This is a genomic window from Pseudoalteromonas atlantica, from assembly GCF_043641955.1.
GTDB lineage: Bacteria > Pseudomonadota > Gammaproteobacteria > Enterobacterales > Alteromonadaceae > Pseudoalteromonas > Pseudoalteromonas atlantica_A.
In genome coordinates this window covers 99521-114546 of record NZ_JBHZRV010000005.1, presented here as the reverse complement: position 1 = coordinate 114546, position 15026 = coordinate 99521, and the positions used below count along the sequence as shown (strand labels likewise).

The following is a 15026-nucleotide window of genomic DNA, read 5'->3' as shown; positions in this document are numbered from 1 at the left end:
CAAAACCTCTTAAGCGTACAGTGGGTTAAGTTTGTTAGTGTCGATGTCGAACTTCTTAAGCGCGTCAACAACCACTGACTTTTCAACTTCACCACGTTTAGCAAGTTCAGATAACGTAGCAACAACAACATAACCTGCGTTAACTTCAAAATGACGACGTAAGTTTTCACGGCTGTCTGAACGACCGTAACCGTCAGTACCTAATACTTTGTAGTTGCTGCTAGGAATGAATGAACGTGCTTGCTCAGCGTAGTTTTTCATGTAATCGGTTGCTGCAACAGTCACTGAATCATTTAATACGCTAGTAATGTAAGCCGTTTTTTGCTCACCTTCAGGGTTAAGCATGTTTGAACGCTCAACGTCTTGACCATCACGAGTAAGTTCGTTGAATGACGTTACAGAGAAAACATCTGACGCAATGCCATAGTCATCACTTAAAATAGCTGCCGCTTTACGTACTTCAGTCATGATAGTACCTGAGCTTAATAGTTGTACGTTGGCTTTTTTGCCTTCGTAGCTTTCAAGCTTATAAATACCTTTACGAATACCTTCTTCAGCACCTTCAGGCATTGCTGGCTGTGCGTAGTTTTCGTTCATAAGCGTTAGGTAGTAGTAAATGTTTTCTTGGCCTTCACCGTACATACGACGAATACCATCTTGAATAATTACCGCTACTTCGTACGCATACGTTGGATCATAAGAGATACAGTTAGGCACTGTGTTAGCAAGAATGTGGCTATGACCATCTTCATGCTGCAAGCCTTCACCATTAAGCGTTGTTCGACCTGCCGTAGCACCTAATAAGAAACCACGTGCTTGTTGATCCCCTGCCATCCACGCCATGTCGCCAACACGTTGGAAACCGAACATTGAATAGTAAATGTAGAATGGGATCATTGGTAAATCGTTAGTGCTGTACGACGTTGCTGCTGCAACCCACGATGACATTGCACCTAACTCATTGATACCTTCTTGCAATACTTGGCCTGATGTTGCCTCTTTATAGTAAGAAACAATATCACGGTCTTGTGGAGTATAGTTTTGGCCATGCGGGTTATAAATACCGATTTGACGGAATAAACCTTCCATACCAAACGTACGCGCTTCATCGGCAATAATTGGTACGATGTTTTTACCAATACCTTTATCTTTTAATAAGATATTAAGCGCACGCACAAAGCCCATTGTTGTTGAAATGTCGCGCTTTTGCTCATCAAGTAGCGGCTTAAATGCGTCTACTTCTGGCAACTGTAACTTTTCAGAGAAGTTAGGAATACGCGTAGGCGTGTAACCTTCTAAATCTTTACGACGAGCATGTAAGTACTTGTACTCTTCAGAACCTTCTTCAAGCTCTAAGTAAGGTAAGTCTTTAATTGCTTCATCAGACACAAGATCTTGTAGACCTAAACGCGAACGTAAGTGTTCAACGTGTGTCATGTCCATTTTCTTAACTTGGTGCGCAATGTTTTTACCTTCAGCTGCTTCACCCATGCCGTAACCTTTTACAGTTTTAGCAAGAATAACCGTTGGACGGTCATTAGTTTGTTCAGCTTTTTTGAATGCAGCGTATAGTTTTGATGGCTCATGACCACCACGCTTAAGGGCAAAAATCTCGTCATCTGTCATATCAGCAACAAGTGCTGCTGTTTCAGGGTAACGACCAAAGAAGTGTTCACGTACGTAAGCACCGTCTTTCGCTTTATATGTTTGGTAATCACCATCGATGGTTTCGTTCATCAATTGTAGTAGCTTACCTGTGGTATCTTTAGCAAGTAAGATATCCCAACCGCTACCCCAAACGACTTTAATAACATTCCAGCCAGCACCTTTGAATAGACCTTCAAGTTCTTGAATGATCTTACCGTTACCCATTACAGGGCCATCTAGGCGTTGTAAGTTACAGTTGATTAGGTAGCAAAGGTTGTCTAACTTCTCACGAGCAGCAAAAGAGATAGCACCACGTGATTCTGGCTCATCCATTTCACCATCACCTAAAAACGCATACACACGTTGGTTTTTAGTATTTTTTAAGCCGCGACCATCTAAGTACTTTAAGAAACGCGCTTGATAAATAGACGCGATAGGACCAAGGCCCATAGATACTGTAGGGAACTGCCAAAACTCAGGCATTAACTTAGGATGAGGGTATGAAGGTAAGCCTTTACCGTCTACTTCTTGGCGGAAGTTATCTAACTGGGCAGCAGATAAACGACCTTCAACAAATGCACGCGCATAGATACCTGGAGAAATATGACCTTGATAATAAACTAAGTCACCACCGTCTACGTCATTTGGCGCTTTAAAGAAGTGGTTAAAACACACTTCGTAAAATGCTGCCGAAGATTGGTAAGACGCCATATGGCCGCCTAAGTCGAGGTCTTTTTTCGATGCGCGCAATACAATCATGATTGCGTTCCAACGAATAATAGAACGAATACGGCGCTCAAGGTTAACATCCCCTGGGTATGCTGGTTCTTGATCTACCGGAATCGTATTAACGTAGTTTGTGTTGATACCTGTTGGCATATCAACACCGTCTAAACGGGCTTGCTCTAATACTTGCTCAAGTAAAAACTGAGCACGTTCAACACCTTCTTCACGCACAACTGATTCAAGAGCTTGTAACCACTCTTGTGTTTCTAGCGCGTCTACGTCAATTTTATTGACTTCAGACATATGGAGGTTTCCTTATGTTTAAAATACGAATGTTTTTAATTAATACGGTAAATTGTGTGTTGCATCACCGTACTTGTTTAAATAGTTACTTTGCTAATTTTGCTTTGTGCGTCTTAAACTACGTTCAATTCGCGAATGCTCTTTGCCTGCTTCAAGCAATGCTTCTTCAATAAAGGCTAAGTGAGCATTACTGGCTAAACGAGCTTGTTCTGGATTCCCTTCAATCACCGCATCCATTAACAAACGGCGATGTTCTGCTAATTGCTTACTTATATGCGGTTTTTCTAACAATACAGTTAAGTTTTGTAAAATATTTTGCTCAAGCAGTGCTTGCATTCCTCGCACTAAATGAAGCAACACCACGTTGTGTGATGACTCAGCAACACTAAAATGAAAAGCATTGATTGCTTTAGCTTTTTGTTGCAAATCATCATTTGCTGATGCAATGCTGTCAAAACTTTGTTTCACTTTATCAAAGTCAGTACTTGTGCCACGAAGTGCAGCATAATATGCAGCAATACCTTCTAAGGCGTGACGAAACTCTAATAAATCAAATTGTGATTCAGGGTGTTTACTGATCAAATCAAAAAGCGGATCAGTGAGCCCTTCCTCTAGCTGGTTTTTTACAAAGGTACCGCCACCTTGACGGCGAGTAACTAAGCCTTTGGCTTCTAGCTTTTGAATTGCCTCACGCAATGAAGGGCGCGACACCTCAAACTGTTTTGCTAATTCCCGCTCTGGCGGCAGTTTTTCACCGGGTGCTAATGAACCCTCAAGAATCATATTCTCAAGTTGCTGTAAAATAACATCCGACAATTTTGCTGCTTTAATCTTTAAAGACATTCATCAACGTCCGCATTGTAGTGGGCTCTGGCTTAAACAACCAGATAGTGCCTATAGCTGAAACCAACAGGTAAATTGGTCATACCAAATTTGAGCCATACGTTATCAAAAAGCAAGTTTGCTGTCAATTTCACTAAGAATACATACAACAAAACAGCCTAACGCATTTAGCTCAAAGAATAAACAGTAGGTTATAACGAGAGGCTTTGGGAGGTTTTTTTGCTTGGCCTTCAAATGGTCTGACCAGATAATTACCACTTGAGAAGCGGACAACTTAATACCAGTAAATGACTTAAATATCTTTGCACCAAGAGAAGTAAATGAAAAAAACCACGGGCTAAGGGTAGCGAGCTTCGGGCTAAAAATGTATCTAGCAATCATGTAGGTCGTCATTCATGGCGTCATTTTTATTTGTGATTAAATAAAAATGACGCGCTAAAGCGCGACCTACACCTCTACACTTTATATGACTCTTAAGCGCAACGCCTCATAACCTCTTTGTGAATAAATCACTTAGAGCTATTAAAAAATTACGGGCTATAAATATAAATAGCACCTAGTCACTTCCCTAGAACTTTTTTTTACGCCAGCCCACCAAATAAGGTAAGCAGTGCTATTAGTACTAGATAAAATAAAACGTTACGTTTAACTAGCTTCATCATGCATGTTGCCTCTACTGTGCAACCAAAGTGCGCTTGCTCAATTTGCTCTGCGGCTAATGCCGTATCAGCCACAACTTTACGGTTGCTAACAGAGAAATCAAACACATACCTAAGCAAACAACTTGTACCTTTATTAAAGTTACCAATTACAAGGTAACCAAAGCTGGTAATACGTGCAGGTAACCAATCAAGCCAGAAAAGTAGTGTGTGAATAAGTTTGAAACGAGCTGCATAAGGTACTTTTTTATCTTCGCGCACCAAGTCGGCGTAAGTACGTACTAACGCATAAAATACAGCGCCTGGAGCACCTAAAATAACAAACCAAAAAATCACTGCACAATAAAAACGGAAATTAATCCAAGCCAGTGTTTGTCCAAACGTTTCACCACCGGGTTCATTTTCAGTTTTTTTCTGCCCCATTTGCAAAGCATATAAAGTCGCAGCTTCTTTATCATCACGGGTTAGTGCATTTAAATATGATTTATACAATGCGCGCTGTTTGGCACAGCCAAAACAAACAAGTAACACCACTATATTAACGACTAACTGCCACACCACAAAATCAGAAAACGTATAAACTAACGCAGTTGCGATAACGGGCAAAACTAGCCAGACCAAAAAACCATACGCTGAGTTAAACAGGCCATTTTCACTCAATTGCTTTTTAGAACGCGCTAAATAACCTTGTGCGTAATGGCTTATCTGCCAATAGTCAGAGCGCGCGCCAAGGCGCTCTAAAATTAATGCGATAATTATTGAAATTAAAATCATAATGTTCTCTTTAGTGAAGCCAAGTTAATTTAGGTCGGCAAAAAAATGTTGCCAGTCAAAACTTTCACCAGGATCGGTTTTTCGCCCAGGTGCAATATCACAATGTCCAACAATACGTGCTTTATTTATTGAAGGATACTTATTCATCAATAACTTAGTAATTGATTGTAATGTATTATATTGACTTTGGGTATAACCGCTAGTGTCGGTTCCTTCAAGCTCAATGCCAATACTAAAATCGTTACATTGTTTGCGCCCTAAAAACTCAGACTTACCAGCATGCCAGGCCCGCTGTATAAAAGGAACATACTGCACTATTTCACCCGTGCGCTTTATAAAGCAATGAGCAGAGACCCTTAAGCCGTCTAAATCAATAAAGCTTGGATGAGCATCGCAATCAATTGCTCCCATAAACAAATCATCAACATACTTAGTGCCAAACTCCCCTGCTGGTAACGAAATATTATGAATTACTAATAGCGATATTTCTTCTCCAAAGGGGCGTGCATCAAAGTGCGCACATTCACGCTGTGTTGCACCTTCGAGCCTTCCTTCACAATCAATTTGCATGCTATAAAACCATTATTACACTCTGTTGAAGATGCTAAAGGATAAAACATATAAATAAAAGCAGGCAATAACTTACTATAATAAACAGGTTTAATTTAACGAGTCGTAATTGAGTGTATTTGTGCCTTCAGATACTAGTCTATCTAAAATAATTTTGAACAACCCATAGCAAAGGGGTCATACCTCTTCTATTTGTTATGCAAACATAGTAAAATTTTGCCAATCTCCTAATTATAATGAGCTTTTATAATGTCTATTCCACACAGCCTTTTAAGCCAGTTAGTAAAACTTGCCCTTGATGAAGACTTAAATTACCAAAGCGCTGAGCAAGGTGACATTACGGCTGCCTTAATCCCACAGGCACAGCAAGCAAACGCCAAAGTAATCACCCGTGAAAACGCCGTTTTTTGTGGTAAAGACATTATATTAGAGGTGTTTAAACAAGTTGATCCCAGCGTACAGGTTAATGTGTTAGTGAATGATGGCGACGCAATAAAAGCCAACGACACCTTGTTTACAGCCAAAGGCTCTGCACGCGCTATTTTAACCGCAGAACGTACCGCACTTAACTTTGTACAAACCCTATCAGGCACAGCCACAACTACCGCACATTATGTTAAGGAATTAGCAGGAACAACAACACAGCTGCTTGATACCCGTAAAACAATCCCAGGCTTACGTGCTTTGCAAAAGTACGCAGTAAAATGTGGCGGCGGTGCAAACCATCGTATTGGTTTGTTTGATGCGTTTCTTATCAAAGAAAACCATATAGCGGCATGCGGCGGCATTGAAAATGCAGTTTCACAAGCAAAATTGAATCACCCAGATAAACCTGTTGAAGTAGAAGTTGAATCACTTGATGAGCTAGATCAAGCTATTAAAGCCGGTGCTGATATTATAATGCTTGATAACTTTACACCCGAGCAAATTAAACAGGCAGTTATACTAACGGACAAGCGAGCTAAAATTGAAGTATCAGGCAACATGACAATAGAAACGCTTAAAACGTATTCGCAAGCCGGAGTAGATTTTATTTCAAGCGGCGCACTTACAAAAAATTTACAATCAATTGATTTATCCATGCGATTCGAGTAAATATTCCAAGTTTAATGAATATATTATTTACCTAAAACGTTGACATTTTAAGCAATTAATCATTAAATACGCCGAAAGGCTTATTTTGTAACAAACTGTTAATTAGAGTTCCCTTTTTACAAAAAAACGATGCTATGATAAAACCATCGTTTGATGAAACGTAAAAACACCAAACCTAAATAACTAGATTTAATTACTAAGCACAGCCACTTTAGATTGCAAAAACTGCACTGAACGCCCTTAAATCACTAGGAAAGTTCTTAAAGTACAGACCAATGTTAAAGAAGTGACTTCCAAAACAATGTTTTAGTGCTAAAGTAAATTTAATAGTCTATTTTTAATTTAGGTTCAGTATTAGATTAAGTAGTAAATTAAGTATTAACGCATCATTTAAAAAAACAGTAAGAAAAGTTGCTTATACTCTTTAATGCGCAACCCGCTTAACGTGTAAATCAATTTAACTTACACACATACTATCCTTTAGGAGAGGAACATGGAAAAAATGACACAACAAAGTCAAAAGGGTTTTACCCTAATTGAATTAATGATTGTAGTAGCAATCATCGGTATTTTAGCAGCAGTAGCACTACCTGCTTATTCTGATTATCAAGCATCTTCAAAACTAACTGCTGGTTTAGCTGAAATTACAGGTGCTAAGACTGAGTTTGAAATTAAGAGAAATAACGGAGAGACTATCTCTGGAATCTCAGATTTAAAGAGCATTAAAAATACATCAACTAAAAACTGCACTATTACTGCAACAGGTACTACCATTGTATGTACAATCGTAAATGCCCCTTCACAAGTTAATGGCGCCACAATCACATGGACTAGAGATGATGCATCTGGTGCATGGTCATGTGCTACGGGTGGGATTACAGGTGATAAGTCATTAGCACCTAAAAGCTGCCCTGCTTCTTAATTATATAAAACTTCATAAAGCGCCTTTTTTGGCGCTTTATTTTATATCCAATGAAATTACAAAACCTAATAGTTAAATACCTAATAATTTTTTTTTCTTCGCTTACTTTATTACCTCTAATTCCTACTTTTTCTTATGACTATCACAATCACCAGCGGATTATTCAAGTAGCCACACTTCTCTGCATTAGTCTATTACTCATTATCAATTTAAATACATCAAAAAATTATCCTAAGATACAAAACGATCATATTTTTAAATACTTGCTAGCCTTTATAAGTTTGGGGGTAATCGCGTCGCTATTTGGTAATGAAGTGGAATTTAGTTTAATGTATACATTCCATATTTTATTACTAGTAATGGCCACGTATTATGTAACGAAGTTGAGCGATAAAAAATCGATATTAACGTTAATTTATGGGTTAATAGTCGCACATACTGCGCTTGTATTGATATGTACTTTAAACATTGTATTTACTCTTTATGAGCAGCAACCTTTGAACCGCTACGTAATATACTCAGGCTTTATCAACATACGTTTTTTTAACCAAGTACAAGTCTTCATTCTTCCTTTTTTAATTTTATTGCTAAAGTTTAAAAGCATTCAGCGTATTGTTTTTATAATATTGTTTTTAAACTTGTTGCTTATGTTTATAGGCCAAGCTAGAGGAGCCATACTATCATTTTTAGTAATTTGTATACTTGCCCTCGCCTTAAAAACGACATTAAAGAAACAAATCATAACTGGCCTAATCAGTCTTATGCTCGCCTTTTTAGCTTTTTATTTTTTGGATTCTCTCAATAAAGGAAGTACAGAGATCCTTAGAACAAGTTCATCTGGACGTCTTGATTTATGGCTAACTACACTATCTAACTTAAGTTTAAAAAATATCTTTATTGGTAATGGGCCTGGTATTTTTGGTATGTCAATAGGGAGCTCAGCGCCATTTAGCCATCCTCATAACTCAATTATAGAAGTGCTAAATGAATGGGGGGGGCTTGCACTCTTATGCCTTTTAATTGCTGTAGCTAAAACGGTTAAAAAATCCATCTATCATTTGAAATACGCTAAAAAAGATATAATTACTGAAGCTATTTTTTACTCATTTGTAATTGGGATGGCATATTCCTTGTTTTCTGGTGTGCATGTAATGCCTGTATCACAAACGCTTTTATTCTTAATGTGGGGTTTGCTTCTTGGCAGAATATACATCACTCAAAGTGTGTCTTGTAAAATAGGTAACTGGATTAAACTAGTGATAGCTATTTTATTTATGCTTGCATGCTACCTTTACGTAAATAAAATTCTAAGTATTTACGATAACATTGACCCTGAAAAAGGTTATACGATAGGACCACGCTTTTGGTCTGTAGGACAAAGACACTAAATTAACTAACGCCACAGTATTCAGACTAACAAGATTAAGTTATTCTACTTATACTGAACCAATTGTTTTAACAAAGATTAATCTGGACGTTCATAATGGCAAAAAAACAAGAAGATAAAGGATTAGATACATTTGAGTGGGTGGGTGTCAGCGCCAGAGGAAAAAAGCTAGAGGGTGAGCTTTCTAGTACCAGTATCGCTTTAGTTAAAGCACAATTACGCAAACAAGGTATTACCCCTTCAAAAGTAAAACGAAAAGCAAAGCCATTGTTTGGCATTAAGAATGTACAAAAAATAACACCGAAAGACATTGCATTAGTTACGCGCCAAATAGCTACTATGCTCATGGCGGGTGTACCACTGATTCAAGCTATTGAGATGATAGGCTCTGGCGCAACAAACAAAAGCGTCGGTTCACTCATGGCTAAGATTGGTGATGAAGTAAAAGCGGGTGATACTTTATCAAATGCACTGCGTAAGCATCCAAGGTACTTTGATGATTTATATTGCGATTTAGTTGCATCAGGTGAGCAATCGGGTGCACTTGATAAAATTTTTGACCGCGTTGCACTGTACAAAGAAAAGTCAGAAGCGCTTAAATCAAAAATTAAAAAGGCAATGTTTTACCCTATTTCGGTTCTTGTTATAGCGGGCATAGTCACATCGATTTTGCTTATATTTGTAGTTCCCCAGTTCCAAGATATTTTCGCTGGCTTTGGCGCAGAACTCCCTGCGTTTACTTTAATGGTGATTGGTATTTCTGAATTTATGCAAGAATATTGGTGGATAATACTCATTGCGATTGTTGGGTTTGGTTGGGCATATAAAGAAGCGCTACTTAAAAGTAAAAAACTGCGCGATGCAAACGATAGAGCTATTTTAAAACTACCAGTAATTGGTATGATTTTAAATAAAGCAGCGGTTGCACGTTATGCCCGTACACTATCAACCACCTTTGCTGCTGGCGTGCCTTTAGTTGATGCACTCGACTCAGCAGCGGGTGCGTCAGGTAATGCAGTTTATCGTTATGCTATTTTAGATATTAAAGCGGAGGTGAGCTCTGGTAATCAGATGAACTGGGCCATGCGTAATTCTAAAATCTTCCCCGATATGGTAGTTCAAATGGTCGCTATTGGTGAAGAGTCTGGCTCACTAGATGGTATGCTGGCAAAAGTTGCGACCATTTATGAGCAAGAGGTGGATGACGCCGTTGATGGCCTATCAAGTTTGCTTGAACCATTAATTATGGCTGTACTTGGCGTACTTGTGGGTGGTTTGATCATCGCCATGTACTTACCCATATTCCAGCTTGGTTCGGTTATTTAATAGCTGTAAGGGAAAGGCTCTAGGTTTCAGGGAAGTGAAAGGCCCTAGGTGTGCTCATCATAGCCCTTCCCCCTTGTAAAAATGATTTTCAACTTGATTTTTTAGGTATGTAATGCACGAATTTTTTCTCGACATAATCACTGTAATGCAAAGTCATTTATGGTTTTATTTACTCACTATTGGCCTTGTTAGTTTATGTGTGGGGAGCTTTTTAAATGTGGTTATTTATCGCATTCCAAAAATGATGCAGCGTGAGTGGCGCAGTGAATGCAGGTTATTGCTTGCTGATGAATTAAAAAGCGCAGATAAACCAACAGCAGTTGCTGAAGTGTTTAACCTAATTAAGCCTAATTCAACCTGCCCTAAATGCAAAACAGCAATTAAACCTTGGCAGAATATTCCTGTTATTAGTTGGCTACTACTCAAAGGTAAATGTGCCAGTTGCCAAAGCCCAATCTCGGTTCGCTACCCTATTATTGAAATGCTGACTGCCCTACTCAGTTTAGTTGTCGCTATAAGTATAGGGGCATCTAATTTAGCCCTGCTTTATATTGTCATTACGTGGGTGCTTATTGCCCTTACTTTTATCGATATTGATCACATGTTATTGCCCGATCAACTCACTCTCCCCTTAGTATGGCTGGCGTTAATTGCCTCTGTATTTGGTATAACAACAGTGACACCTGAAGAAGCTATTATTGGTGCTGCTTGTGGGTACTTAAGCTTGTGGAGCGTTTTTTGGCTATTTAAGCTAATAACAGGTAAAGAAGGGATGGGCTATGGTGATTTTAAATTACTTGCCGTATTTGGTGCCCTACTTGGTTGGCAGTCATTACTCACCATTATTTTGCTCTCCAGTGTAGTTGGCGCTGTTATTGGCATCGTTTTGCTAAGTATTCAAGGCAAAGACAAAGCCACGCCAATTCCTTTTGGCCCCTATTTAGCGATCGCTGGTTGGGTAACATTATTGTGGGGCGAACAGATTCAGCACTACTACTTTAACACCTTAGGTTATTAATATGACTCCTTCTACAGTTCATAAATGGGTTCTTGGGTTAACGGGCGGCATTGGCTCTGGTAAAAGTGCTGTGAGTGATATGTTTGAACAGTTTAATATAACTGTTGTTGATGCCGACATTGTCGCGCGTGAAGTCGTTGCGCTAAAGACTGAAGGATTAAAAGAAATTAAAGCCCATTTCGGTGATAAAGTACTCAACGACGATGGCTCTTTAAACCGCGCACAATTGCGTCAAATTATTTTTGCTGATGAAACTCAAAAAACATGGTTGAATAACTTATTACACCCACTAATAAGAGAAAAAATACTCAGCGATTTAAACAGTGCAACCAGTGAATATGTTGTACTCGTTGCCCCGCTTTTATTTGAGAATAGTTTAGATAAATACTGCCAACATACTTTAGTGGTCGATGTACCTGTTGAAGTGCAAATTAGCAGAACAGTTCGCCGCGATAATGTGAGTGAGCAGCAAGCAAAGAGTATCATTTCAGCACAAATGAAACGCGAAGATAAATTAGCAAAAGCAGATGATGTGCTTGATAATAATCGTGATTTAAAACTGGTTGCACGCGACGTACAAATACTACACTCACAGTATTTAATGCATGCAATAGCATTTAATGAAATTAGCCGCTAAATTTAACACTCTCGATAAAGTTTACGCTTTTTAACGCTAAAATGACAAGACAGATGTTATACCATTCTTTTTTCTGATAAATTGCAATCACTAGAAGATTTAACTGGGTGCACAATGAATATTAATTCACCATTACTTCGAAAATATATCACGTTAGGCCGTGTTGACGCAGAAGACGTTAAACTAAAACAACGTGAGTTTAACTCCACTGCGGAGCTCATTGCAAAATGCAGTGGCATAAGCGGGCAAGAGTTAGCCGAGCAATGTATTGATTTTTTTCGTGTCCCGCATTTTGATTTAAAAGATTTTGATGTTGGGCTCATACCCCAAGATTTGATCAAAGAAAAACTGATCAGGCAGCACCATATACTTCCCCTAATCAAAAAAGGCCGTAAGTTATATATAGCAGCATCAGATCCGACTGATTACGGCGCATTTGAAAACTTTGAATTTAGCACCGGCCTGTCATGCGAAGTGGTTGTTGTGGATTACCGCCAGCTCGATAATAAAATTGAACAACTACTCGATGCTACTGGCAGCTTGCACTTAAGCGAAGATGAGTTTAAAGAGTTTGCTGATTTAGATACAGACTCATCTAATGAGCCACAAAAAAACACTGAAGATGATAAAGATGATGCGCCAATCATTGTCTATATCAATAAAATATTGATGGATGCGATTAAAAAAGGCGCGTCCGATCTTCACTTTGAACCCTATGAACACAAGTACCGTGTGCGATTTCGTATCGATGGTATTTTGCATGAAATGGCCAGCCCACCAAACAGTTTAGCCACTCGCTTATCTGCGCGTATTAAAGTTATGTCGCGTTTAGATATTGCAGAAAAGCGCAAACCACAAGATGGCCGTATCAAGCTTAAAATTACTGAACGTAAAAGTATCGATTTTCGTGTCAGCACACTCCCTACTCTTTGGGGTGAAAAAATAGTAATGCGTATCCTCGATTCATCCAGTGCCATGCTTGGCATTGATGTACTTGGTTACGAACCTGAGCAGAAAAAGCTCTACATGGATGCGCTGCAACAACCACAAGGCATGATCTTAGTTACAGGTCCAACAGGCTCTGGTAAAACCGTATCACTGTACACGGGGCTAAACATTCTTAATCAGCCTGAGCGCAATATCAGTACCGCGGAGGACCCGGTTGAAATTAACCTCGAAGGCATCAACCAAGTACAAATAAACCCAAAAGCTGATATGACCTTCGCCAATGCGCTAAAAGCATTCCTGCGCCAAGATCCCGATGTAGTGATGGTTGGTGAGATCCGTGACCTTGAAACCGCTGAAATATCGATAAAAGCGGCGCAAACGGGTCACTTAGTTATGTCCACATTGCATACTAACTCAGCCCCCGAAACGCTTACCCGTTTATTAAATATGGGCGTACCTGCTTACAACGTTGCCAGCTCAATTAGCTTGATTATTGCCCAGCGACTAGCTCGTCGCCTTTGTTCGAAGTGCAAAACACCAGAAACCCTACCTGCCGAAGAGTTACAACGCCAAGGCTTCACACCACAGCAAATCAGTGAGCTTACGCTCTTTGCACCAAAAGGTTGTGACAGCTGTACCGAAGGTTACAAAGGCCGTGTAGGTGTTTACGAGGTTATGCAAATAACTCCTGAAATAGCACAAATCATTATGCGTGGCGGTAATTCTTTGGAAATTGCAGAGGTCTCATTAAAATCCGGATTTAATAACTTACGCTTATCAGGTCTTCGAAAAGCAGCAGCGGGTGTCACATCACTTGCTGAAATAAACCGAGTAACAAGTTTTTAAATGTAAATTAAAAGTGCTAGGTTTTAGGTGATAGCCAAAAGCCTAGCGTCTTTTTCTAATCCCAGGTGCCGGTTTTAGCCTTGAGTGATAGCCTCGGCTTAAAACTAATTGCCATATTATTCATTCGAAAAGAAGCCATAAAGTACTGCGCTTAATAAGTGCATATTGTCGCCATAAATGACGACCTGCATATATTTTTTATCTCATTTGCTCTCATTCACTTCTCTTTGTAAAATAGCTCCCCAATGCTTTATTCACAATAATAGACCCTAAACTAATAAGCTGAGTAAAGGGCTTAGTAACCTGAACTCTGGATAATAAATTTAAATGAGAATATTTTATGCCAACTGTAGTTAACTGCCCAACCTGTAAAGCTGATGTTGAATGGTCTGAGCAAAGCCCGCATCGTCCGTTCTGTTCAAAGCGCTGCCAGCTAATTGATTTAGGTGAGTGGTCGTTTGAAAATAATAAAATTTCAGCCCCCATTACATCAGCTGATGACTTGAGCCAAGATATGATTGAAGATATTGAAGAAATGCTCGCCAAAAATGATGACGACTTTTTTAAATAGCGACTAAGGTTTTATATGGACTCCCCGTAAACGCCCAAAAAGGCGAAAGTTACCTTTCGCCTAATCATCATTGAGCTTAAAATAATTTAACCTTCAGCTTTTTCATCCGCATTTCTATCGCCACGCTTGCCTTTACGATGACCTTTATCTTTCATTTTTTTAGCAAAACGCTTTTTCATTTTAGTGTACTTTTCACGCTGTTCGGCATTTAAAATTTGCCATACTCTGTGCTCCATTTTAAGTTTTTGCATAGCAAATTTTTCAATTTTAGCTTCGCGTAAATCTATAATTTCTTGTGCGGAGCTTTCGTCAAACGTTGCTTTTGCTAACAGGGTTTCCTTTTGAGCTTTAAAAGTATCACGCTGCGCTGTTCGCGCTTCTTTATCGCCGCGCATTGCCTTCATTTGCTCTTTTTGAACCTCAAATGCTGCTTTTAACTGTGCCTGTTGCTGTTGGGTTAGATCTAGTTTTGCAGCACCACGCTCAGAAAGTAAAAAGCCCGCTTCTGGCATGCCTTTACCATGGTGCATACCGCCTTTAGCCATTACAGCGCCTGTACCAAGTGCTGTTGTAGCTAAACCACAAATCAATACTAGTTTAGTGAGTTTACGTGTGATCATAATCATTACCTTTTGGTTGTATGTCTTTTGTCTTGGTTGACTTTCGTTGCCGCCTTAGCGAGTAAGTTAACTATAGCAACGGCAATGCAAAGCAACGCAAAGCAATGTAAAGGTTTTGTAAAGGTTCACTTTTA

Annotated in this window: 13 protein-coding genes; 8 read left to right on the top strand and 5 right to left on the bottom strand. The window is 39.2% G+C overall.

All coding sequences use genetic code 11. From position 1 onward, the window contains the following. Positions 1-9 precede the first annotated feature (9 nt). From aceE to ampD, 4 genes are all read right to left on the bottom strand, one after another. Positions 10-2676, bottom strand: a complete 2667-nt coding sequence (aceE, locus tag ACHUE3_RS11850) for a pyruvate dehydrogenase (acetyl-transferring), homodimeric type (protein ID WP_394192623.1) — start codon at positions 2674-2676, stop codon at positions 10-12. Positions 2677-2769: 93 nt separating this feature from the next. Then, on the bottom strand, positions 2770-3519 hold the full coding sequence (gene pdhR / locus ACHUE3_RS11845; RefSeq protein WP_099294704.1) for a pyruvate dehydrogenase complex transcriptional repressor PdhR: 750 nt from the start codon (positions 3517-3519) through the stop codon (positions 2770-2772). Positions 3520-4100: 581 nt separating this feature from the next. After that, the gene (ampE, locus tag ACHUE3_RS11840; RefSeq protein ID WP_394192622.1) at positions 4101-4952 is read right to left on the bottom strand and encodes a beta-lactamase regulator AmpE; all 852 of its coding nucleotides are present in this window, start codon (positions 4950-4952) and stop codon (positions 4101-4103) included. Between the two features lie 24 nt (positions 4953-4976). After that, the gene (ampD, locus tag ACHUE3_RS11835; protein WP_394192621.1) at positions 4977-5522 is read right to left on the bottom strand and encodes a 1,6-anhydro-N-acetylmuramyl-L-alanine amidase AmpD; all 546 of its coding nucleotides are present in this window, start codon (positions 5520-5522) and stop codon (positions 4977-4979) included. 249 nt (positions 5523-5771) lie between these two features. Between ampD and nadC the strand changes: the two genes are divergently transcribed. The 8 genes from nadC (at position 5772) to yacG (ending at position 14272) form a co-directional block, all read left to right on the top strand. Continuing rightward, positions 5772-6617 carry a carboxylating nicotinate-nucleotide diphosphorylase gene (gene nadC, locus ACHUE3_RS11830; RefSeq protein ID WP_394192620.1) on the top strand — a complete coding sequence of 282 codons (846 nt, stop codon included), beginning with the start codon at positions 5772-5774 and terminating at the stop codon, positions 6615-6617. A 493-nt stretch (positions 6618-7110) separates the two neighbouring features. Next, positions 7111-7539, top strand: coding sequence for a pilin (locus ACHUE3_RS11825; RefSeq protein WP_394192619.1), 429 nt, complete (start codon positions 7111-7113; stop codon positions 7537-7539). Positions 7540-7922: 383 nt separating this feature from the next. Then, entirely contained in the window at positions 7923-8927 is a 1005-nt protein-coding gene (locus ACHUE3_RS11820) for an O-antigen ligase family protein (RefSeq protein ID WP_394192618.1), read from the top strand. 95 nt (positions 8928-9022) lie between these two features. Then, positions 9023-10252: a type II secretion system F family protein gene (locus ACHUE3_RS11815; RefSeq protein WP_394192617.1), complete on the top strand. Its 1230-nt coding sequence runs from the start codon at positions 9023-9025 to the stop codon at positions 10250-10252. Between the two features lie 112 nt (positions 10253-10364). After that, the gene (locus ACHUE3_RS11810) at positions 10365-11270 is read left to right on the top strand and encodes a prepilin peptidase (protein WP_394192616.1); all 906 of its coding nucleotides are present in this window, start codon (positions 10365-10367) and stop codon (positions 11268-11270) included. 1 nt (position 11271) lies between these two features. After that, the gene (gene coaE / locus ACHUE3_RS11805) at positions 11272-11907 is read left to right on the top strand and encodes a dephospho-CoA kinase (RefSeq protein WP_394192615.1); all 636 of its coding nucleotides are present in this window, start codon (positions 11272-11274) and stop codon (positions 11905-11907) included. Between the two features lie 114 nt (positions 11908-12021). After that, on the top strand, positions 12022-13701 hold the full coding sequence (gene pilB, locus ACHUE3_RS11800; protein WP_394192614.1) for a type IV-A pilus assembly ATPase PilB: 1680 nt from the start codon (positions 12022-12024) through the stop codon (positions 13699-13701). A 340-nt stretch (positions 13702-14041) separates the two neighbouring features. Next, positions 14042-14272 carry a DNA gyrase inhibitor YacG gene (yacG, locus tag ACHUE3_RS11795; RefSeq protein WP_394192613.1) on the top strand — a complete coding sequence of 77 codons (231 nt, stop codon included), beginning with the start codon at positions 14042-14044 and terminating at the stop codon, positions 14270-14272. Positions 14273-14358: 86 nt separating this feature from the next. Here yacG and ACHUE3_RS11790 read toward each other — a convergent pair whose 3' ends face one another. Continuing rightward, positions 14359-14892 (bottom strand): Spy/CpxP family protein refolding chaperone, encoded by a 534-nt coding sequence (locus ACHUE3_RS11790; protein WP_394192612.1) that lies wholly within the window; start codon positions 14890-14892, stop codon positions 14359-14361. Between the last annotated feature and the right edge of the window lie 134 nt (positions 14893-15026).